19 protein-coding genes are annotated in these 22,287 nt (G+C 67.8%); 14 read left to right on the top strand and 5 right to left on the bottom strand.

The features are described from left to right. Positions 1–191: 191 nt before the first annotated feature. The 5 genes from E1J61_RS22250 to E1J61_RS22270 all read left to right on the top strand — a co-directional run bounded on the left by E1J61_RS22250 (position 192) and on the right by E1J61_RS22270 (position 4,902). Positions 192–1,370: a thiolase family protein gene (locus E1J61_RS22250; RefSeq protein WP_133096166.1), complete on the top strand. Its 1,179-nt coding sequence runs from the start codon at positions 192–194 to the stop codon at positions 1,368–1,370. Between the two features lie 58 nt (positions 1,371–1,428). After that, positions 1,429–2,193 (top strand): SDR family NAD(P)-dependent oxidoreductase, encoded by a 765-nt coding sequence (locus E1J61_RS22255; protein ID WP_133096167.1) that lies wholly within the window; start codon positions 1,429–1,431, stop codon positions 2,191–2,193. A 57-nt stretch (positions 2,194–2,250) separates the two neighbouring features. Further along, positions 2,251–3,015 carry a crotonase/enoyl-CoA hydratase family protein gene (locus E1J61_RS22260; protein ID WP_133096168.1) on the top strand — a complete coding sequence of 255 codons (765 nt, stop codon included), beginning with the start codon at positions 2,251–2,253 and terminating at the stop codon, positions 3,013–3,015. A gap of 253 nt (positions 3,016–3,268) precedes the next feature. After that, complete coding sequence (locus tag E1J61_RS22265) at positions 3,269–4,513, top strand: MFS transporter (RefSeq protein ID WP_133096169.1); 1,245 nt, start codon at positions 3,269–3,271, stop codon at positions 4,511–4,513. Between the two features lie 56 nt (positions 4,514–4,569). Continuing rightward, positions 4,570–4,902, top strand: coding sequence for a YnfA family protein (locus E1J61_RS22270; protein WP_133096170.1), 333 nt, complete (start codon positions 4,570–4,572; stop codon positions 4,900–4,902). A 237-nt stretch (positions 4,903–5,139) separates the two neighbouring features. Here E1J61_RS22270 and E1J61_RS22275 read toward each other — a convergent pair whose 3' ends face one another. Then, positions 5,140–6,120, bottom strand: coding sequence for an SDR family oxidoreductase (locus tag E1J61_RS22275; RefSeq protein ID WP_133096171.1), 981 nt, complete (start codon positions 6,118–6,120; stop codon positions 5,140–5,142). Positions 6,121–6,292: 172 nt separating this feature from the next. On the opposite strand from E1J61_RS22275, the gene E1J61_RS22280 reads away from it, so the two are divergent. Together E1J61_RS22280 and purT are read left to right on the top strand one after the other, a co-directional pair. Continuing rightward, entirely contained in the window at positions 6,293–6,772 is a 480-nt protein-coding gene (locus E1J61_RS22280) for a hypothetical protein (protein WP_133096172.1), read from the top strand. A gap of 72 nt (positions 6,773–6,844) precedes the next feature. Next, positions 6,845–8,050, top strand: coding sequence for a formate-dependent phosphoribosylglycinamide formyltransferase (gene purT, locus E1J61_RS22285; protein WP_133096173.1), 1,206 nt, complete (start codon positions 6,845–6,847; stop codon positions 8,048–8,050). A gap of 21 nt (positions 8,051–8,071) precedes the next feature. On the opposite strand, the gene E1J61_RS22290 is transcribed toward purT, so the two are convergent. Further along, on the bottom strand, positions 8,072–9,397 hold the full coding sequence (locus tag E1J61_RS22290) for a mechanosensitive ion channel family protein (protein ID WP_133096174.1): 1,326 nt from the start codon (positions 9,395–9,397) through the stop codon (positions 8,072–8,074). Positions 9,398–9,526: 129 nt separating this feature from the next. Continuing rightward, positions 9,527–9,844: a multidrug efflux SMR transporter gene (locus E1J61_RS22295; RefSeq protein WP_029045934.1), complete on the bottom strand. Its 318-nt coding sequence runs from the start codon at positions 9,842–9,844 to the stop codon at positions 9,527–9,529. A 116-nt stretch (positions 9,845–9,960) separates the two neighbouring features. Here E1J61_RS22295 and E1J61_RS22300 point away from each other — a divergent pair, with 116 nt between their 5' ends. After that, on the top strand, positions 9,961–10,878 hold the full coding sequence (locus E1J61_RS22300; protein ID WP_133096175.1) for a LysR family transcriptional regulator: 918 nt from the start codon (positions 9,961–9,963) through the stop codon (positions 10,876–10,878). Here the strand turns inward: E1J61_RS22300 and E1J61_RS22305 are convergent. After that, positions 10,873–12,096, bottom strand: coding sequence for an HD-GYP domain-containing protein (locus tag E1J61_RS22305; protein ID WP_133096176.1), 1,224 nt, complete (start codon positions 12,094–12,096; stop codon positions 10,873–10,875). The genes E1J61_RS22300 and E1J61_RS22305 overlap by 6 nt on opposite strands. A 223-nt stretch (positions 12,097–12,319) precedes the next feature. Between E1J61_RS22305 and E1J61_RS22310 the strand changes: the two genes are divergently transcribed. After that, positions 12,320–12,613 carry a putative quinol monooxygenase gene (locus tag E1J61_RS22310; RefSeq protein WP_133096177.1) on the top strand — a complete coding sequence of 98 codons (294 nt, stop codon included), beginning with the start codon at positions 12,320–12,322 and terminating at the stop codon, positions 12,611–12,613. 165 nt (positions 12,614–12,778) lie between these two features. Next, positions 12,779–13,780 carry a cysteine synthase A gene (locus E1J61_RS22315; RefSeq protein ID WP_133096178.1) on the top strand — a complete coding sequence of 334 codons (1,002 nt, stop codon included), beginning with the start codon at positions 12,779–12,781 and terminating at the stop codon, positions 13,778–13,780. A gap of 13 nt (positions 13,781–13,793) precedes the next feature. On the opposite strand, the gene prpR is transcribed toward E1J61_RS22315, so the two are convergent. Next, entirely contained in the window at positions 13,794–15,773 is a 1,980-nt protein-coding gene (gene prpR, locus E1J61_RS22320; RefSeq protein WP_133096179.1) for a propionate catabolism operon regulatory protein PrpR, read from the bottom strand. Between the two features lie 285 nt (positions 15,774–16,058). Here prpR and prpB point away from each other — a divergent pair, with 285 nt between their 5' ends. From prpB to prpF, 4 genes are all read left to right on the top strand, one after another. Beyond that, positions 16,059–16,967 (top strand): methylisocitrate lyase, encoded by a 909-nt coding sequence (prpB, locus tag E1J61_RS22325; protein ID WP_133096180.1) that lies wholly within the window; start codon positions 16,059–16,061, stop codon positions 16,965–16,967. Between the two features lie 101 nt (positions 16,968–17,068). Then, the gene (gene prpC / locus E1J61_RS22330; RefSeq protein WP_133096181.1) at positions 17,069–18,226 is read left to right on the top strand and encodes a 2-methylcitrate synthase; all 1,158 of its coding nucleotides are present in this window, start codon (positions 17,069–17,071) and stop codon (positions 18,224–18,226) included. Between the two features lie 123 nt (positions 18,227–18,349). Then, a complete protein-coding gene (gene acnD, locus E1J61_RS22335; protein WP_133096182.1) occupies positions 18,350–20,962 on the top strand; it encodes a Fe/S-dependent 2-methylisocitrate dehydratase AcnD in 2,613 nt (870 codons plus the stop codon). Between the two features lie 131 nt (positions 20,963–21,093). Next, positions 21,094–22,284, top strand: a complete 1,191-nt coding sequence (gene prpF / locus E1J61_RS22340; RefSeq protein WP_133096183.1) for a 2-methylaconitate cis-trans isomerase PrpF — start codon at positions 21,094–21,096, stop codon at positions 22,282–22,284. The last annotated feature ends 3 nt before the right edge of the window (positions 22,285–22,287 follow it).

Genomic DNA, 22,287 nt, shown 5'->3' on the forward strand with positions numbered 1-22,287 from the left:
GTCTCAAAACCCGGATGTTGCCCTTCGTTGATTCCGAAGTCAAACACAGGATTTTGAGTTTACATGGCGAATTTCCGACGCGAGAATTCCGATTCATCGTATTGGACGATCACTTTTTGAAACCGACGTCTCAATATCCCAACTCAACGATTCATCAACGACTCGCAACCCCTGCACCAGGAGACACCCTCATGCAACAAGCCGTCATCGTCGACGCCATCCGCAGCCCGATGGGCCGCTCCAAGCCGGGATCGGCCTTTACCGAGCTGCATGCCACCGAACTGCTGGCCCAGGTGCTCAGGGGCCTGGTCGAACGCAACCAGCTCGATCCCGGCCTGGTGGACGACGTCATCACCGGTTGCGTGACGCAGGCGGGCGAGCAGTCCGCCGGGCCGGGCCGCGTGGCCTGGCTGGCGGCCGGCTTCCCCGACCACGTGCCGGCCACCACCATCGACCGCAAGTGCGGTTCGAGCCAGCAGGCGGTGCACTTTGCCGCGCAGGGCATCATGGCCGGCGCCTACGACATCGTCATCGCCTGCGGCATCGAGTCGATGAGCCGGGTGCCGATGGGCTCGGCGCGCATCGGCCAGAACCCATATGGCCCGTCGATGGAAGCGCGCTACGCGCCGGGTCTGGTGTCGCAGGGCGTTGCTGCGGAGCTGGTCGCGGCCAAGTACGAGCTGTCGCGCCAGGACATGGACAGCTACTCGGCCCGCTCGCACGAACTGGCTGCCGCGGCGCGCGAGAGCGGCGCCTTCCGCCGCGAGATCCTGCCGATCAGCACGCCCAACGGCGTGGTCGAGCATGACGAAACCATCCGCCCCGGCACCTCGGTGGAGAAACTCGGCACGCTGCAGGCCTCGTTCCGCAACGACGAACTGAGCGAGCGCTTCCCGCAGATCGGCTGGAACGTCACCGCGGGCAATGCCTCGCAGATCAGTGACGGCGCCTCGGCCATGCTGCTGATGAGCGAAGCCATGGCGCAGCGCCTGGGCCTGAAGCCGCGCGCGCGCTTTGTCGCGTTCGACGTCTGCGGCGACGATCCGGTGATGATGCTGACTGCCCCGATCGCGGCCAGCCAGCGCGCCATCAGGAAGAGCGGCCTGGCGCTGGACCAGATCGACCACTACGAAATCAACGAAGCCTTCGCCTGCGTGCCGCTCGCCTGGCAGAAGGCGCTGGGCGCCGACCCGGCGCGCCTGAACCCGCGCGGTGGCGCGATCGCGCTGGGCCATCCGCTGGGTGCGTCGGGCGTGCGCCTGATGACCACCATGCTGCATGCGCTGGAAGACAGCGGCCAGCGCTACGGCCTGCAGTCGATGTGCGAGGCAGGCGGCATGGCCAACGCCACCATCATCGAACGCCTGTAACCGCCTGCGTCGTTCCCGCGCAGGCGGGAACCCAGTGACTTTTTCCTAGGAGACACCCATGAAACTCGAAAACATGTCCGCCGTCGTCACCGGCGGTGCTTCCGGCCTGGGCCTGGCCTGCACCCGCCGCCTGGTGGAGCGCGGCGTCGGCGTGGTCATCGCCGACCTGAACGAAGAGCGCGGCAACGCGGTGGTGGACGAGTTCGGCGGCAAGGTCCGCTTCGTCAAGGCCGACGTCACCGACACAGAGCAGATGAACGCGGTCTACGACGCCGCCGAGGCCATCGCCCCGCTGCGCGCGCTGATCCACTGCGCCGGCCTGGGCGCGCCGGTGCGCGTGGTCGAAAAGGACGGCTCGCCGGGCTCGCTGGAAAAGTACGAGTCGGTGGTGCGCATCAACCTGATCGGCACCTTCAACGCGCTGCGTTTGGGTGCCGCGCGCATGGCAAAGAACGAAATGGTGGACGGCGAACGCGGCGCCTGCGTGCTGACCGCCTCGGTGGCCGCCTATGAAGGCCAGATCGGCCAGATCCCCTACAGCTCGGCCAAGGCCGGCATCGTCGGCATGACGCTGGTGGCCGCGCGCGACCTGGCGCAGCGCGCCATCCGCGTCTGCACCATCGCCCCGGGCCTGTTCGACACGCCACTGCTGGCGAAGCTGCCGGAGAACGTGCGCACCTCGCTGGGCGCGATGGTGCCGCACCCGGCACGCCTGGGCGCGCCGGACGAGTACGCCTCGACCGCGCTGCACATCCTGGAGAACCCGATGCTCAACGGCGAGACCATCCGCCTGGACGGCGCCATCCGCATGGCCCCGCGCTGAGCCGCCTTCGATCACCATCCAGCACTCCCCAATGGCTTTCTTGACCAGGACATCTGCATGAGCGACACGCTGCAACTAGAGACCCGCGGCAATACGCTGCTGATCACCATGAACCGGCCCCAGGCGCGCAACGCCATGGACTTCGAGACCGCGACCGCGCTGGCCGCCGCGATCGACCAGCTGGAAAGCCGTGACGACCTCGCCGTCGCCATCCTGACCGGCGCCGGCGGCACCTTCTGCTCCGGCATGGACCTGAAGGGCTTCCTGGAGGGCAAGCGCCCGAGCCTGCCCGGCCGTGGCTTCGGCGGGCTGACCGAGAAGCCGCCGCGCAAGGTGCTGATCGCCGCGGTGGAAGGCTATGCGCTGGCCGGCGGTTTCGAGCTGGCGCTGGCCTGCGACCTGATCGTTTCTTCGAAAGCGGCCAAATTCGGCCTGCCCGAAGTCAAGCGCGGGCTGGTCGCCGGTGCCGGCGGCCTGATGCGCCTGCCGCGCCGCGTGCCGTACCACATCGCGATGGAGTACGCGCTGACCGGCAATATGCTCGGGGCCGAGCAGGCGCATGCCTACGGCCTGATCAACCGCCTGACGGAACCCGGCGAAGCGCTGCAGGGCGCGCTGGCGCTGGCCGGGGAGATCGGCGCCAACGGCCCGCTGGCGGTGGCGGTCAGCAAGCAGATCGTGGCCGAGTCGGCGGACTGGAGCAACGACGAGATGTTCGAACGCCAGCGCCCGCTGCTGGCGCCGGTGTTCACCTCCGCCGATGCGCGCGAAGGCGCCGCGGCCTTTGCGGAAAAGCGCAAGCCGGTGTGGACCGGCAAGTAAGGCGGGAGCAAGCCATGCCGTCGTCGCGCCTTTCGCCTGGACGGCCGGCCGCAAGCCGGCGGGTCAGCCTGGACTAGCGCGGCGCCGGACCGCCTTCGGCAAAGCGGAAGGCGGTCCGGCTCAAAGCCAAATTGACACGATGCAGGCTGCCGCTTACCCTCGGCCTACCCTGCGGTATATTCAGCGCATGCTTAACATGCCAGGCGCCGCCGCGGGCACATAACGATAACGACAATCCCGCGAGACGACCATCGTGCCTGCCTCCACCGCGCCTTCCCGCCTGGAAAGCCTCCGCCCGGCCCTGCCGATCCTGCTTGGCGCCTCCCTGATGCTCAGCCTGGCCATGGGCCTGCGCCAGAGCCTGGGCATCTTCATGCCGCCGCTGACGCGGGACATCGGCATCTCGGTCTCCGACTTCACGGTCGCCATCGCCGTGCAGAACCTGGCCTGGGGGCTGCTGCAGCCGCTGGCTGGCGCATGGGCCACGCGGATCGGCTTCCGGCCCCTGATGCTGGCCGGCTCGCTGTCGTATGTGGCCGGGCTGGTGCTGCTGGCAACCGCGCAAGGCATGATCGGCGTCACGCTGGGCGCGGGCGTGGCGATCGGCGCTTCGATGGCCTGCACCGGCAGCGCGCTGGCGATGGCGGTGGCGGCACGGCCGGTGCCGGCGGCGCTGCGCAGCACGGTGCTGGGGCTGGTGTCGGGGGCCGGCTCGCTCGGCGCGCTGCTGGCCGCGCCGATCGGGCAAATGGTGACGCAGGCTTACGGCTGGCGCGCCGGGCTGGCCGCGTTCGTGCTGCTGGCGCTGGTGATGCTGCCGGCGGCCTGGATGGCGGGGCGCGTGGACAAGCTGCCGTTGCCCGCGTTCGTCGGCGCCGACCATAGCAATGCGCGGCAGGCGCTGGGCACTGCGCTGCGGCATGCGCCGTTCATCGTCATGGCGCTGGCGTATTTCGTCTGCGGCATGCAGCTGGTCTTCCTGACCACGCACCTGCCGTCGTACCTGGACATCTGCGGCATGGACCCGATGCTCAGCGCGCAGGCGCTGGGCGTGATCGGCGGCTTCAACGTGCTCGGCAGCATCTTCTTCGGCTGGGCCGGCGGGCGCTTCAACAAGCTGATGCTGCTGGGCGGCATCTATACCGTGCGCTCGCTGGCGCTGACCTGGTATTTCTCGTCGGCGCCCACGCCGGGCAGCACGCTGGTGTTTGCCGCGGTGATGGGCTTCCTGTGGCTGGGCGTGGCGCCGCTGGTGTCGGGCTGGATCGCCGAGACCTTCGGCCTGCGCTGGCAGGCGATGCTGGGCGGCGTGGCCTTTTTCAGCCACCAGATCGGCAGCTTTACCGGTGCCTTCGGCGGCGGGGTGGTCTATGACGCGCTGGGCTCATACACCGTTGCCTGGCAGGCGGGCGTGGCGATGGGGCTGGCGGCCGGGATCGCGCAGATCGTGTTTGCGGTGGCGACGCAGCGCCGGCCGCCGTTAATGGCGACGTCCTGAGGCAGAATCGGGGGTTCCGCAAGGAACCCCTTTTTTAATTCCGCTTCTTCCATATCTTGGACCTGCTTCGCATCGCCCTGCTCTTCGCCGTGACCGCCGTTGCCGAAATCGTCGGCTGCTACCTACCCTGGCTGGTGCTGCGCCAGGGCAAGAGCGCGCTGTTACTGGTGCCCGCCGCCGTCTCGCTGGGCCTGTTCGCCTGGCTGCTGACGCTGCATCCCGCAGCCGCGGGGCGCACCTACGCCGCTTACGGCGGCATGTATATCGCCGTGGCGCTGCTCTGGCTGCGCTTCGTCGACGGCCTGGCGCTGACGCGCTGGGACGTGGCCGGCGCCGCCATTGCGCTGGCCGGCATGGCCGTGATTGCATTGCAGCCCGCGGCGCGCTGATGCCCGCCGGCGCATCGAGGCCGGATCACGCACGAATGCGGCCTGCACCCCGAACGGGGGATGTGCAGCCGCTGCCAGGCAATTAGGATAAATACCGAGCGGTCCTCTCGCGGATCCTCAGGCCTTTGCGGCCCGCGTTCGCGCGGGCCTTTTTCTATGGGGCGGCAGCCGCACGCGGCGCAGGTAAGAAGCACCCGCGGTTGTAAATCTGCCTGCCAGCCCGCCTGCTGCCGGCGCTCAGCGGGCGTGGCGGCGCCAATGCCACAGCGCGAGGCCGGCCAGCCCTGCCACCACCGCCGCGCCGGCAATGCGATGGCGGCGCATCCGTTCCGGCGAGGTCCAGCCGCCCTGGACGTCCATATGACCCAGCGAGGCATGGAACAGGTTGCCGTCGGTGACCGGTATCTCGTGTGCCCCGCTGAAATGCCGATGCAGGATGCGGCCGTACGCCTGCTGCAGCAGGCCTGGCGCCAGCAGGTTGGCAGCGCGCGCCAGTCTTGCGACCACGCCTACTGTTACCGCCTGCGAGGTCGGCGCCGCCACCGCGCGCAGCACGGCCCGCGCGACCGCGCCGGCGTCGACCAGCGGCCGCGGCGGACGCAGTGCCTTGCCGGTGTAGTTGGCACTGTGGCGCATGCCCGGCGTGTCGGCGGTGGCCGGGAAGATGTCGCAGATGCGGATCTGCGGATAGTCGACCAGCTCGGCGCGCAACGCCTCCGAAAAGCCGCGCAGCCCGAACTTGCTTGCCGTATACGACACGCCATATGGCGACGGCGCCCATGCGCCCAGCGACACGATATTGACCAGCACGCCCTTGCGCGCCGCCTTGAAGAACGGCAGCACCGCATGCGCGCCGTGCAGGTAGCCCAGCAGGTTGATGCGTACCACCTGCTCATGCGCGGCCACCGGTGTTTCGTCGAACAGCCCAACCGCGCCGACACCGGCATTGTTGACCCAGACATCGATGCCGCCGTCGCCGAACTCCGCCGCACGCTCGGCCAGCCGGTGCATGGCCGCCGGCTGCGTGACGTCGCCCGGCACGGCCAGTGCCCGCGCGCCCAGTTCGCGGCAGGCTGCGGCGGCACGTGCCAGCGGCGCCTCGCCGCGCGCGCACAGCACCACGCGCGCCTGGGCACGCGCGAACGCCAGCGCGGTGGCCAGCCCGATGCCGCTGGAAGCGCCGGTGATGACAACAGTAAGCGGTCGGGTCGGGTGCATGGCGAACCTCTTTTAGAGTTAACGGCGTAATCCCGCAGGAGCAGCAGGTTCCGTTCCAGCGCGGCGGCGCTGGAATGCAACTTGCCTGTCTGCCTGGGGACCGACCACACGGCCGGCCCACGCGGCCGGTATGGCGTGCCGGCCCCCTGGAACCTGCACAAGGAGCCCTGCCATGATCTCGACCGAACAGGAAATCCTGGTGTGCGGCCCGGAAAACGGCCGCTGGCACCTCGAAATGCGCACCGGCAACGCCGCACCGGAGCGGCTCGCCGGCGAGTTCGATTCGCCCGACATGGCCATCGCCGGCGCCCAGCAGGTCTATCCGTCGATTCCGGTGCGCGTGACCGATATCTCCGGGGCGCCGGCACCGTCGGCCCCCGCGCATGGAGGATCGCTGACCGACTATCACTACGGCGGCCACAGCGCGACCCAGGACGAGAAGCTGACCGGCCGCGCGCATCCGTCGAGCGACACCTCGCAGCCGCCGCCGGGTCCGCACCCTTACCAGGCCACTGATCTCGGCAACCTGCCGGAAGGCACGCCGCGCCATGGCATGTACGGGGTCGCGTCCACTCCGGCAGAGGCGGAGGCGGCCGACCGCAAGGACGAGGCGACACGGCGCCACCCCGGCTCGCGCGACGCCGAAGACTAGGCCAGGGCGACGCCACGGCGGGCGGCACCACGTACAATCCTGGTTTTCCCTTCGCCCCGCCGCCCTGCTGCCATGACCACCCTCGGAACGCCCCTTTCCCCCTCTGCAACCAAAGTGATGCTGCTCGGCTCCGGCGAGCTGGGCAAGGAAGTGCTGATCGCACTGCAGCGCCTGGGCGTCGAGACCATCGCCGTCGACCGCTATGACAATGCGCCGGGCCAGCAGGTGGCCCACCACGCGCGCACCATTGCCATGAGCGACCCCGACCAGCTCAGGGCGCTGATCGAAGCGGAGAAGCCTCACCTGGTGGTGCCCGAGATCGAAGCCATCGCCACCCCCATGCTGGAAACGCTGGAAGCCGCCGGCACCGTGCGCGTGATCCCCACCGCGCGCGCCGCGCGCTTGACCATGGACCGCGAAGGCATCCGCCGCCTCGCCGCCGAGTCGCTCGGCCTGCCCACCAGCCCGTACAAGTTCTGCGATTCGCTGGAAGAACTGCAGGCCGCCATCGATGGCGGCATCGGCTATCCGTGCGTGGTCAAGCCGGTGATGAGCAGCTCCGGCAAGGGCCAGAGCAAGATCGACGGCCCCGAGGGCGTGCAGGCCGCGTGGGACTACGCCATGGCCGGCGGCCGCGTCAGCCACGGCCGCATCATCGTGGAAGGCTTTATCGACTTCGACTACGAGATCACGCTACTGACGGTGCGCGCCATCGGCGCCAGCGGCCAGGTCGAGACGCAGTTCTGCGCGCCGATCGGGCACGTCCAGGTCAGCGGCGACTACGTGGAAAGCTGGCAGCCGCAGCCGATGCACCCCGCCGCGCTGCAGAAGGCCCAGCAGATCGCGCAGGCCGTCACCGCCGACCTGGGCGGCATGGGCCTGTTCGGCGTGGAACTGTTCGTCAAGGGCGAGCAGGTCTGGTTCAGCGAGGTCAGCCCGCGCCCGCACGATACCGGCATGGTGACCATGGCCACGCAGCACCAGAACGAATTCGAGCTGCATGCGCGTGCCATCCTTGGCCTGCCGGTCGATACCTCGCTGCGCAGCCCCGGCGCCAGCGCGGTGATCTACGGCGGCGTGGACGCGCAGGGCGTGGTGTTCGACGGCGTGGACCAGGCGCTGAGCGTGCCGCAGACCGAGGTGCGCCTGTTCGGCAAGCCCGAGAGCTTTACCAAGCGCCGCATGGGCGTGGCGCTGGCCTATGCGGACGATGTCGACACCGCCCGCACCCGCGCCAAGGAAGCCGCAAGCCGCGTGCGTCCGCGCGCGGTGGGCTGATACCTGAAGGAGCGGAAGGCGTTACAGCACGTGACTGCCCGCGGCGGCATGGGCGGGCGGGTGCGGTGCCGCCACCTGCGCGGCAGCGTGCGCCGCGGCCAGCACCGGCGCCATGCGCACGCCGCTCAGGTCGGCACCGGACGGGGCCTGGTACAGCCGCAGGCCCAGTTCCGGCAGGATCGCCAGCAGGTGGTCGAACACATCGCCCTGGATGCGCTCGTAGTCCATCCACGCCGTCAGCGCGGTAAAGCAATAGATTTCCACCGGGATGCCCTGCGAATCGGGCTCCATCATGCGCACGTTGAGCAGCAGGTCGTGGTGGATTTCGGGATGCGCCTTCAGGTAGGCGATGCCATACGCGCGGAAGGTGCCGACATTGGTCAGCCGCCGCCGGTTCACCGGGTCATTGCCGGCGGCAATCAGCAGCCGGTTGGCCTCGTCGACCTTGGCCTGCTTCTCGGCCAGGTAGTCGTGCAGCAACTGGTACCGCATCAGCGCATGCACTTCGTCGTCTTCCAGGAAGCGCACGCTGCTCGCGTCGATGCGCAACGTCCGCTTGATACGGCGCGCGCCGGACTCGAACATCTGGCGGTAGTTGCGGTAACTCTCCGAAAACAGCTTGTAGGTCGGCACCGTGGTCACGGTGTTGTCCCAGTTCTGCACCTTGACCGTATGCAGCGCGATGTCCTTGACGTAGCCATCGGCATTGCATTGCGGCATTTCGATCCAGTCGCCGATGCGCAGCATGTCGTTCGAGGTCAGCTGCGTGCTGGCCACCAGCGACAGCAGCGTGTCCTTGAACACCAGCAGCAGCACCGCCGACAACGCCCCCAGGCCGGACAGCATCCACAGCGGCGAACGGTTGATCAGGATCGACAGCACCAGCACCGCGCACACCAGCCCCAGCCCGAGCCGCCCCACCTGGATATAACCCTTGATCGAGCGCGTCTGCGCGCGGCGGCTGCCGGCGTAAACGTCCTGCCACGCGCCCAGCACGCCGCCCAGCATCAGGAAGAAGCAGACCCACAGGCTGGAATGGGCCAGGCGCTCCACCAGCAGCGCATAGCGGCCCATGTGCGGCACCTCGCCGATGCCGACGGTGATCACCGCAAAACCCACCGCATAGCCGAAGCGCCGGTACGCGCGATGGCGCGTCAGCGCCTTGCTCCAGGGCCCCTTGCCCCAGACCGTCAGCACGCGATGGGCGATGCGCGACATCACATGGCCGAACAGCCATTGCGCGACCAGCGCGATCAGCACCAGCACCACCAGGTACAGCGTGATCTGCGCCCAGGGATGGGCCGGAATACGTTGCTGGAACAGCTCCAGCAGGGCATCGAAACTCATAAGGGGCGAAGTCAAGCCAGTGGTTCGGCCGGATAGTGTACAAAACGTGCACGCCCCTTCGTAAAACTGCGATCCCAGGACCCACCAGGCCCCACCAGGCCCCCCTGTGTCCCGCGGCCCTGCCCTCGCTCAGGCAGGCAGCAGCTTCAGCCCCCCGATTCCGACAAAAATCAGCGCGATCAGCGCCAGGCGCATCGGCGCCGCGCTCTCCCCAAGGAACAGGATCCCGATCACGGTGACCCCGATCGCCCCGATCCCGGTCCATACCGCGTACGCCGTTCCCACCGGCAGGTGCCGCAAGGCCGCACTGAGCAGGAAGATGCTGGCCAGGGCGGCCCCGATCCCCAGCACCGTCGGCCCCGGCCGCGTCCATCCGTCCGTGTACTTCAAGGCGAGCGCCATCACGATCTCGATCAGCCCCGCCAGCACCAGCAGCATCCACGCCATTGCCTTTTCCCGTTCCCTGATTGCCGCCCGGCGACCATTGCCGGGCCCGCCAGGCCAATGTAGGCTGTGCGAATCGGCACGAGAACTGGCTATTTTCGCAAAGGGGCTATGCAAACATGCAGGAAGCGGACTGGGACGACCTGAAGTACTTCCTTGCCGTCAGCCAGTCAGGCTCGCTGGCCGGCGCCGCGCGGACGCTGCACGTCAACCACTCCACCGTGCTGCGCCGGCTCGCCCGGCTGGAAGAGGTGCTGGGCACCCTGCTCTTCGAGCGCCATCCGACGGGCTACGCCCTCACCACAGCGGGCGAAGCGCTGGCCCAGCGGCTTGCCGGCGTCGGCGAACAGATCGATGCCGCGCAACGCCAGTTGTCCGGCCTGGACAGCCAGCTGAGCGGGCCGCTGCGGGTCACCACTACGGACACGCTGCTGGCCGGGCTGCTGATGCCGCTGTTCGCGGAATTTCGCGCGCTGCATCCGCGGATCCAGTTGCAGATCGTGGTCAACAACAGCTTCCTGAGCCTGAGCCGGCGCGAGGCGGATGTGGCGGTACGGCCGGCCAGCGCGCCGCCGGAATACCTGGTCGGGCGCCAGGTCGGGATGCTGGAAACTGCGCCGTACGCATCGCGCGACTACCTGGCGCAAACCGGCAACGCCCCGGCCCGTGGAACCGCAGCGCCTGACTGGGCCGGCCACGACTGGGTGGTCCCGGACGACGCGCTCGCGCATCTCGCGCAGGCTCGCTGGGTGGCCGAGCACGTGCCGCCGGCGCGCCGGCTGGTGAGCGTAGACAGCCTGGTGGCCATGGTCGATGCCGTCAGGCATGGCATGGGTATCGGCATGCTGCTGTGCCTGCTGGCCGAGCACGACGCAGGCCTGGTCCGTCTGGCCCGGCCCGACCCCGCGCTCGGCACGCCGCTGTGGATCCTGACCCATCCCGACCTGCGCCATAGCGCGCGGGTCCGGGCGTTCAACGACTTTCTCCACGCCAGGCTCAGTGCGTCGCCCTGGCTGAAGCCAGCGCCGGCGCTATGAAGCTTTCGTATTCGTATACATCGCCATCAGTTGCTCGTCCGTGTAACCCCATTCGGCGGCATTCTCGAACGCCACCACCGTCTCCTCGCTGTGCCGCAGGTCGATCAGTTCCGTCGGCACCGGGCGTGACTGCGACACCGAATAGAACGCCATCACCAGCGGCCGCAAGGGGTCGGCTTCGTTCTGGCCGCAAACCACCGCCAGCCGGTTGGAGCGCAGCCGCAGCACGGTGCCCAGCGGGTAGATGCCGACGGTGCGCGTGAAGGCCTTGAACACCCGGCGGTCGAACAGCGTGTCGACGCGCACGGCCATATATTCCATGGCGCGCGCCGGCGACCATTGCTGGTGGCCCGGACGGTCCGAGGTCAGCGCATCGTAGGCGTCGCAGATCGCGGCAATCCTGGCGTGGATGCTCAGTTCGTGGCCGGCCAGCCCGAACGGGTAGCCGCGGCCGTCCACGCGTTCGTGGTGGTGGACACAGACATCGAGCGGGATATTGGAGACCAGCCGCGCCTCGTTGAGGATGCGGTAGCCCGCCGACGGATGGCGGCGGTAGCTTTCCTCTTCCTCGGGCGTGCGTGCGACGGCCTTGTGCTGCACGGATTCGGGCAACGTCAGCTTGCCGATGTCGTGCACCAGGCCGGCGAGGCCGAGTTCGCGCACCTCGTCCTCCGGCAGGCTCAGCGTCCGCCCGACCGCGATCATCAGCGCGCAGACGGCAAAGGCGTGCAGGTAACTGTAGTCGTCGCGCGCCTTGAGCCGCGCCAGCGCCAGCAGCGCCTGCCCGTGGCGCGACAGCGAGCGCGACGCGGCGTCGACCAGCGGCAGCGCGCGTCCGACCTCCAGCGCGCGGCCCATGCGGATGTCGGCGAACATGGAGCCGATCACCGCCTTGCCGGACTGGAGCAGGTCGCGCGCCCGGCCGAGCTCGGCTTCGAGCGAAGCGACCGGCTGCTCGGCCGCAGGCTCCCACGCCGGTGGCTCGGCCTCGGCAACCGGCACTGGCGGCGCCTCGGGCACGGCTGGTGCGGGCAGGTTGCGCCCCTTGAGGATATCGATCCAGACTTCGCGGACGCCCGCGGACTGGATCTGCCGGATCTGGTCTTCGTGGCTGACCAGAAACTTCGCGCGCCAGAACGGGTGGCTGATCCACGGCCCACCCAGCCTGGCGACAAACATCCCGACCTGCAATTGTTCCGACCCGATTCGTCTCAGCATGAGATGTCCCCCGGACGCTGGTTTTTTTCTTGTCGGAATGGCTATCGGCAGGCCGGCGCCAGACTTGAGGCCTGTTTTTTGCCCGCCGGAACCGCGCCGGCGTTGTCAAGGGGGCGCCAAATGCCCGGACGGCGCCGTCAGGCATTCCAGGCGGCCCCGGCGCCGGCGCTACAATGGCGCGCCCAGAGCTCACCAGACGCCAGCCAGTCGCCCCCGTTCAACCATGTCCGGAACGTACACGCTAGTCGGCATCGCCCGTGCCAAGTCCCATCGCCGCGAGGCGCTGGTATCCCAGCTCACCACGCTGCAAACGCGCGGGCTGAAGGAGCCCGGCTGCCTGGACTACCATGTCGGGCAGGATGCCGAGGACGCTCAGGTCTTCGTGATCTATATGGTCTGGGACTCGAAGAACGCGCTGGAATCGCACCTGAACCGGCCGTATATGCGCGATTTCCACGCGTCGCGGCGGGAATTCGTCGAGGGCGACTTCAGTTTCCGCTGGCTGAATGCGGCCTGACACGGCCTGACACAGCCTGAAACGGCCAGCCACCGCGCCAGGCGTTACCGGCGCCACTTCCGCGGCCCCACGGCCTTCTTCCCCCCGCTTGTCATTCCCGCCGCCCCGGTCTATCAATCAGATTGACCCTCATCTCGGGCCGCCGCGGCCTGGCAGGAGTGCATCATGGAAGTCAGGGACGGATTTGCCGGCACCATCGGACACACCCCGCTGATCCGGTTGGCGGGGCTGAGCGCCGAGACCGGCTGCGATATCTACGGCAAGGCCGAATTCCTGAACCCGGGCGGCTCGGTCAAGGACCGCGCCGCGCTCTACATCATCCGCGACGCCGAGCGCCGCGGTGTGCTGAAGCCCGGCGGCACCGTGATCGAAGGCACGGCGGGCAATACCGGCATCGGCCTGGCCCACCTGTGCGCGGCGCGCGGCTATCGCTGCATCGTGGTGATCCCCGACACGCAGTCGCCGGAGAAGATGGAACGGCTGCGCATGCTCGGCGCCGAGGTGCGGCCGGTTCCCGCCAAGCCTTATGCCGATCCCGGCAACTACCAGAAGATCGCTTGCCGGCTGGCCGAGGAAACCGATAATTCGATCTGGGCCAACCAATTCGACAACCTCGCCAACCGGCAGGCCCACTACGAAACCACCGGCCCCGAGATCTGGCACGCCACGGCTGGCCGCATCGATGCCTTCACCTGCTCCACCGGCACGGGCGGGTCGCTGGCGGGCATCGCGCGTTGCCTGAAGGAGCACAAGCCGGCCGTGCGCATCGTGCTGGCCGACCCGCACGGCAGCGCCCTCTATAACTTCGTCAAGCACCGCGAACTCAAGGCCGAGGGCAGTTCGATCACCGAAGGCATCGGCACCAGCCGCGTCACCGCCAACCTGCAGGACACGCCGATCGACGATGCGGTGCAGGTCGACGACCAGACCTGCGTCGACATGGTCTACCGGATGCTGCGCGAGGAAGGGCTGTTCCTGGGTGGCTCTTCAGGAATCAATGTCGGCGCCGCCGTGGCGCTGGCCCGCGAGATGGGACCGGGCCACACCATCGTGACCCTGCTCTGCGACCGCGGCGACCTGTACATGGGCCGGCTCTTCAACGAGGCGTGGCTGGCCGGCAAGAACCTGCAGCCGATTCCGTTCCGGCGCGTCGGCCCGGGGGTATAGGCACGGCCGGCGGCTACGCCGCCTTCAGCCGCCGCCACAGCGTGGTCGGGCTGATGCCCAGGATGTGGCACGCGGCGGTCCGGTCGCCGCCGCATTCGGCGAGCACGCGGCGGATATGCTCGACTTCGCTCGACTGCTTGACGCGCGCCAGCGAATGGCCGGGCCTGCCGGCCGTTGCAGCGCGCGCGGCCGGTTCCGTTGGGGCTTCCGCCACGGCCATCGCCACGCCCTCGCCGCCAAAAAGTTCCGGCACGGCGGCCTGCAGTTCTCGGAGCAGTGCATCGGCTTCCAGCTTGCGGCCGGCCACCAGCACCGCGATGCGCTCCGTGACATTTTCCAGCTCGCGGATATTGCCCGGCCATGCGTAGCGCGCCAGGCGCGAGCGCGCCACGACCGGCAAGCGCTGCGCACGCTCGGTGCCCAGGCGCTCCTGCGCGCGGCGGTACAGCAGCTCGGCGAGCTCGGCCAGGTCTTCGGCGCGCTCGCGCAACGGCGGCATCTCGATGCGCAGGATATTGAGGCGGTAGTACAGGTCCTGGCGGAAGCCGCCGTCGCGCACCATCGCGGGCAGGTCGCGGTGGGTGGCCGCGATCACGCGCACGTTGACGGGCACGGCGTCGAGGCCGCCGATCGGCAGCACCTGTTTTTCCTGCAGCACGCGCAGCAGGCGCGTCTGCAGCGTCGGCGGCATGTCGCCCACTTCGTCGAGGAACAGTGTCCCGTTGTGCGCCGACTCGAACAGGCCGGCCTTGCCCCCGCGGCGCGCGCCGGTGAAGGCGCCCTCTTCGTAGCCGAACAGCTCGCTCTCCAGCAGCGCTTCCGGAAACGCGGCGCAGTTGACCGCCACGAACGGGAACGCGCGGCGCGGGCTGGCGTCGTGCATGCCCTGCGCCAGCACTTCCTTGCCGGTGCCGCTCTCGCCGCCGATCAGCACGGTGGAATCGACCACGGCGTAGCGCCGCGCCAGCGTGCGCAGTTCGGTCATCACCGCGGAGGTGCCGGCGAGGTCGTCGAGGCTGTAGCGCACGCCCGCGGGCCGGGCGCGGCTGCGCGAGCGCAGGTTGCGGTCGACGCGCTGGATCGCGCTGGCGTCCTGGATGGTGAGCACCGCGCCGAGGGTGCCGGCTTCGCTGGCGATCGGGATGCGGTTGACCACCACCATCTTGTCGCCGAGCTTGTGGATCGCTTCCAGCTCCTTGTCGCCGCTCTGCATCACGCCTTCAAGCGACAGGTTGGGCGCCAGCGTCTGCAGCTTGCGGCCCACAGCGGCCGCGGCCGAGGTACCGAGGAATCGCTCCATGGCCGGATTGAACGACTGGATCCGCCCTTCCGCATCGACGGCGGCCACGCCCTCGTTCAGGTGCGCCAGGATAGTGTTGACATAGTCGCGCCGGGTCGATTCAATGCGGCGCAGCCGTGCGGCCTCGATCGCGTCTTCCAGCGCCATGCGCACCGAGTTGCCTGAATACAGGAACACGCCGGTCAGGCCGTAGCGGTCGGCCAGGTCGGTGACCAGCCCTGGGCCGACCACCACCTGGATGCCCTCCTGCTTGAGCGCCTTGACCCGCGCCACGGCATCGTCCTCGGTCAGGTAGGTATAGGCCGGGATCGCCAGCGAGAACGCGCGCACGAATTCATCGACCTCGGCATAGGTGGAGGCATGCGTGACCAGCGCGACCCGGGGCGAGATGCGGCGCGCGGTGGCGAGTGCGCTCATGACGTCGAAGCCCGTCACCTTGACCAGCACCACCGGCACGTCCACATGCTGCCGCAGGTAGGCGCCGTTGGAGCCGCCGGCGACCACCACATCGAGCCGGCCTTCGCGCACTTCACGCGATACCGCGCTGGCGGCGGCCTCGAAGCCCTTGCCGACGATGCGGAATTCCGCGCGCGCGGCATAGGACGGGATCAGGTCGGCAAAGGCACGTGCCAGGCGGCTGATGCCGATGGCCCAGATGCGCGGGCGGGCGGGCGTGGAGGCGGGAGGACTCATGGTGCGATGCGGCGTTGGGAGCGGGTGAAACCCCGTCGGAACAGGCGTACAGTGCTGGCACATTGTCCGTCATGCCAGCCCCGATTTCAACTTTGAATTCGCGATTTGCGAATGTGAAATTCAAATGTGCTGAAATGAGGACATCCGGCATCGGCAAGATTTCACGCTGCTGCCCGCGAGGCCAGTCCTGACAAGGCTTTACGGCGATTCCAGCGACGTGCCCGCAAAGGCTGGCACACCCCTTGCGCTTATGGCTCCGTCTTGTTCACCTCAAACGCAAACGCCATGACCTACTCCGCTTCCGACCTCGCGCGCTCCGCAGGCGCCCGTTTCCGCCAGGCGCTTGCCGAAGAGCATCCGCTTCAGGTGGTCGGCACCATCAACGCCAACCACGCCCTGCTGGCCAAGCGTGCCGGCTACCGGGCCATCTACCTGTCCGGCGGCGGTGTCGCCGCCGGCTCGCTGGGCCTGCCCGACCTGGGCATCTCCAGCCTGGACGACGTCCTGACCGACGTCCGCCGCATCACTGACGTGTGCGACACGCCGCTGCTGGTGGACGTCGACACCGGTTTCGGCGCTTCGGCCTTCAACGTGGCCCGCACCACCAAGTCGCTGATCAAGTTCGGCGCCGCGGCCATGCATATCGAGGACCAGGTCGGCGCCAAGCGCTGCGGCCACCGTCCCAACAAGGAAATCGTCACCCAGGGTGAAATGGTCGACCGCATCAAGGCCGCCGTCGACGCCCGTACCGACGAGAACTTCGTCATCATGGCCCGCACCGACGCGCTGGCCGTGGAAGGCCTGGACAGCGCCATCGAGCGCGCCGTGGCGTGCGTGGAAGCCGGCGCCGACGCCATCTTCCCGGAAGCCATGACCGACCTGGCCATGTATCGCAAGTTCGTTGACGCGGTGAAGGTGCCGGTGCTGGCCAACATCACCGAGTTCGGCGCCACGCCGCTGTTCACCACCGACGAACTGGGCGGTGCCGGCGTGTCGATGGTGCTGTACCCGCTGTCCGCCTTCCGCGCCATGAACAAGGCCGCGGAAAACGTGTACGCGGCCATCCGCCGCGACGGCACGCAGAAGAACGTGGTCGACACCATGCAGACCCGCTCGGAGCTCTACGAGAGCATCGGCTACCATGACTTCGAGCAGAAGCTCGACGCCCTGTTCGCACAAGGCAAGGGCAAGTAAGACACCATAGAGGCAGGCGCGGCCGGGCCGGGACATCTCCCCTCCCGGCCGCTCGCCTGACATAGACAGGCAACACCAGGCATCACACCAAGGAGACCCAGATGTCCGAAGCGCAACCGCTCGTCACTCCCAAGCCCAAGAAATCCGTCGCGCTGTCCGGCGTTGCCGCCGGCAATACCGCGCTGTGCACGGTCGGCCGTACCGGCAACGACCTGCACTACCGCGGCTATGACATCCTCGATATCGCCGAGACCTGCGAATTCGAAGAAATCGCCCACCTGCTGGTGCACGGCAAGCTGCCGACCAAATCCGAACTGGCCGCCTACAAGGCCAAGCTGAAGTCGCTGCGCGGCCTGCCCGCCAACGTCAAGGCCGCGCTGGAATGGGTCCCCGCCAGCGCCCACCCGATGGACGTGATGCGCACCGGCGTGTCGGTGCTGGGCACCGTGCTGCCGGAGAAGGAAGACCACAACACCCCGGGCGCGCGCGATATCGCCGACCGCCTGATGGCCAGCCTGGGTTCGATGCTGCTGTACTGGTACCACTACAGCCACAACGGCAAGCGCATCGAAGTGGAAACCGACGATGACTCCATCGGCGGCCACTTCCTGCACCTGCTGCATGGCCAGAAGCCGTCGGCGCTGTGGGTAAGCGCCATGAACACGTCGCTCAACCTGTACGCCGAGCACGAATTCAACGCGTCGACCTTCACCGCCCGCGTGATCGCCGGCACGGGCTCGGACATGTATTCGTCGATCGCCGGCGCGATCGGTGCGCTGCGCGGCCCGAAGCACGGCGGCGCCAACGAAGTCGCGTTTGAAATCCAGAAGCGCTACGACAACGCCGACGAGGCCCAGGCCGACATCACCCGCCGCGTCGAGAACAAGGAAGTCGTGATCGGCTTTGGCCACCCGGTGTACACCATCAGCGACCCGCGCAACCAGGTGATCAAGGAAGTGGCGAAGAAGCTGTCGAAGGATGCCGGCTCGATGAAGATGTTCGACATCGCCGAGCGCCTGGAAACCGTGATGTGGGACATCAAGAAGATGTTCCCGAACCTGGACTGGTTCAGCGCGGTGAGCTACCACATGATGGGCGTGCCGACGGCAATGTTCACGCCGCTGTTCGTGATTGCGCGTACGTCCGGCTGGGCCGCGCATATCATCGAGCAACGCATCGACAACAAGATCATCCGCCCGAGCGCCAACTACACCGGTCCGGAGAACCTGAAGTTCGTGCCGATCAAGGACCGCAAGTAAGACCGGCTGCCGGTTTGCCCTGCGTCGGGTTGCATTGATCCGGGCCTGCGGGCAAAGGGGGTAGTTGGTCGCTGACACGGGACCACTACCCCTTTTTCATACTTATATAGATTTCCCTACACCATGAATTCTGCAAACCGCAAACCGCTACCGGGCACCAAGCTGGATTACTTCGACGCGCGCGCCGCGGTCGAGGCCATCCAGCCGGGTGCCTACGACAAGCTGCCGTACACGTCGCGCGTGCTGGCAGAAAACCTGGTGCGCCGCTGCGATCCCGCCGCGCTGACGGATTCGCTCAAGCAACTGATCGAGCGCAAGCGCGACCTCGACTTCCCGTGGTTCCCGGCGCGCGTGGTGTGCCACGACATCCTGGGCCAGACCGCGCTGGTGGACCTGGCCGGCCTGCGCGACGCCATTGCCGACCAGGGCGGCGACCCCGCCAAGGTCAACCCGGTGGTTCCGGTGCAGCTGATCGTCGACCACTCGCTGGCGGTGGAATGCGGTGGCTTCGACCCGCAGGCGTTCGAGAAGAACCGCGCCATCGAAGACCGCCGCAACGAAGACCGCTTCCATTTCATCGACTGGACCAAGAAGGCGTTCAAGAACGTCGATGTGATCCCGCCGGGCAACGGCATCATGCACCAGATCAACCTGGAGAAGATGTCGCCGGTGATCCACGCTGACAATGGCGTGGCCTACCCCGATACCTGCGTCGGCACCGACAGCCACACCCCGCACGTCGATGCGCTGGGCGTGATCGCCATTGGCGTGGGCGGCCTGGAAGCCGAGAACGTGATGCTCGGCCGCGCCTCGTGGATGCGCCTGCCGGATATCGTCGGCGTCGAGCTGACCGGCAAGCGCCAGCCCGGCATCACCGCCACCGACATCGTGCTGGCCCTGACCGAATTCCTGCGCAAGGAAAAGGTGGTCGGCGCCTACCTGGAATTCCGCGGCGAAGGCGCCTCCAGCCTGACGCTCGGCGACCGCGCCACCATCTCCAACATGGCGCCGGAATACGGCGCCACCGCGGCGATGTTCTTCATCGACGAGCAGACCATCGAATACCTGCGCCTGACCGGCCGCACCGACGAGCAGCTCAAGCTGGTCGAAACGTACGCCAGGGCCGCGGGCCTGTGGGCGGATTCGCTGCAGAACGCCGAATACGAGCGCGTGCTGAAGTTCGACCTGTCGAGCGTGGTGCGCAACATGGCCGGCCCGTCCAACCCGCACAAGCGCCTGCCGACCTCGGCGCTGGCCGAGCGCGGCATCGCCGTGGACCTGGACAAGGCCCGCGCGCAGGAAGCCGAAGGGCTGATGCCCGATGGCGCGGTGATCATCGCCGCCATCACCAGCTGCACCAACACCAGCAACCCGCGCAACGTGATCGCCGCCGCGCTGCTGGCACGTAACGCCAACGCGCGCGGCCTGACGCGCAAGCCCTGGGTCAAGTCGTCGCTGGCGCCTGGCTCCAAGGCGGTCGAGCTGTACCTGGAAGAAGCCAACCTGCTGCCTGACCTGGAAAAGCTCGGCTTCGGCATCGTCGCCTTCGCCTGCACCACCTGTAACGGCATGTCCGGCGCGCTCGACCCGAAGATCCAGCAGGAAATCATCGACCGCGACCTGTATGCCACCGCGGTGCTGTCCGGCAACCGCAACTTCGACGGCCGCATCCACCCGTACGCCAAGCAGGCCTTCCTGGCCTCGCCGCCGCTGGTGGTCGCCTACGCCATCGCCGGCACCATCCGCTTCGATATCGAAAAGGATGTGCTGGGCACGGACCAGGACGGCAAGCCGGTCTACCTGAAGGACATCTGGCCGACCGACGAAGAGATCGACGCGATCGTCAGGCAGAGCGTCAAGCCCGAGCAGTTCCGCAAGGTCTACGAGCCGATGTTCGCGCTGACCGCGGAAACCGGCGAGAGCGCCGCGCCGCTGTATGACTGGCGCCCGCAAAGCACCTATATCCGCCGCCCGCCGTACTGGGAAGGCGCGCTGGCCGGCGAGCGCACGCTGCAGGGCCTGCGTCCGCTGGCGGTGCTGGGCGACAACATCACCACCGACCACCTGTCGCCGTCGAACGCGATCCTGCTGAACAGCGCGGCTGGCGAGTACCTGGCCAGGATGGGCCTGCCGGAAGAGGACTTCAACTCGTACGCGACGCACCGCGGCGACCACCTGACCGCGCAGCGCGCCACCTTCGCCAACCCGACGCTGATCAATGAAATGGCCGTGGTCGATGGCCAGGTCAAGAAGGGTTCGCTGGCGCGCATCGAGCCGGAAGGCAAGGTCGTGCGCATGTGGGAAGCCATCGAGACCTACATGGACCGCAAGCAGCCGCTGATCATCATCGCCGGCGCGGACTATGGCCAGGGCTCGTCGCGCGACTGGGCCGCCAAGGGCGTGCGCCTGGCCGGCGTGGAAGCGATCGTGGCCGAGGGCTTCGAGCGCATCCACCGCACCAACCTGATCGGCATGGGCGTGCTGCCGCTGGAGTTCAAGCCGGGCGTGAACCGCCTGACGCTGGGGCTGGACGGCACCGAGACCTATGACGTGATCGGCGAACGCCAGCCGCGCGCCACGCTGACGCTGGTGGTGCATCGCAAGAATGGCGAGCGCATCGAAGTGCCGGTGACGTGCCGTCTCGACAGCGACGAGGAAGTGTCGATCTATGAGGCTGGCGGTGTGCTGCAGCGGTTTGCGCAGGACTTTTTGGAGTCGAGCAAGGCGGCGGCGTAAACCACTGCTGCCGGTTTTCTCCCCTCTCCCGCAAGCGGGAGAGGGGAGAAAACAAGCGCTACGCTTTGCTTCCCCGCATTCGATTCGTAAGCTGTACAAAGGCCCCCGGCCTAACCAGGACTAAAGACTCCATGGCCCACGTACCCCAGATCAAGATCCCCGCCACCTACATCCGTGGCGGCACCAGCAAGGGCGTGTTCTTCCGCCTGCAAGACCTGCCCGAGACCGCGCAGGTCCCCGGCCCTGCCCGCGACGCGCTGCTGATGCGCGTGATCGGCAGCCCCGATCCGTACGGCAAGCAGATCGACGGCATGGGCGGTGCCACCTCCAGCACCAGCAAGACCGTGATCGTGTCGAAGAGCACGCGCCCGGACCACGATGTCGACTACCTGTTCGGCCAGGTCTCGATCGACCAGTCCTTCGTCGACTGGAGCGGCAACTGCGGCAACCTGTCCGCAGCGGTCGGCCCGTTCGCCATCAGCGCCGGCCTGGTCGACCCCAGCCGCATCCCGCAGAATGGCATCGCCGTCGTGCGCATCTGGCAAGCCAATATCGGCAAGACCATCATCGGCCACGTGCCCATCACCAACGGTGAAGTGCAGGAAACCGGTGACTTCGAGCTCGACGGCGTGACCTTCCCCGCCGCCGAAGTGCAGCTCGAGTTCATGGACCCCGCCGCCGAGGAAGAAGGCGCCGGCGGCGCGATGTTCCCGACCGGCAACGTGGTCGACGACCTGGAGGTGCCGGGCGTCGGCACGCTCAAGGCGACCATGATCAACGCCGGCATCCCGACCATCTTCGTCAATGCGGAGAGCATCGGCTATACGGGCACCGAACTGCAGGACGCCATCAACAGCGACACCAGGGCGCTGGCGATGTTCGAGACCATCCGTGCCTACGGCGCTCTGCGCATGGGCCTGATCAAGGACGTGGACGAGGCCGCCAAGCGCCAGCACACGCCCAAGGTGGCCTTCGTGGCCAGGCCGGTGGACTACACCGCCTCCAGCGGCAAGAGGGTGGCAGCGGCCGACGTGGACCTGCTGGTGCGCGCGCTCTCCATGGGCAAGCTGCACCACGCAATGATGGGCACGGCAGCCGTTGCCATCGGCACCGCTGCGGCCATCCCCGGCACGCTGGTCAACCTGGCTGCCGGCGGTGGCGAACGCAACGCGGTGCGTTTCGGGCACCCGTCCGGCACGCTGCGCGTGGGCGCCGAGGCGCAGCAGGCCGATGGCGAATGGGTCGTAAAGAAGGCCATCATGAGCCGCAGCGCGCGCGTGCTGATGGAAGGCTGGGTGCGCGTGCCGGGCGACGCGTTCTGAGCT

The sequence above is a fragment of the Cupriavidus sp. L7L genome (assembly GCF_004353535.1).
Classification (GTDB): Bacteria; Pseudomonadota; Gammaproteobacteria; order Burkholderiales; family Burkholderiaceae; genus Cupriavidus; species Cupriavidus oxalaticus_A.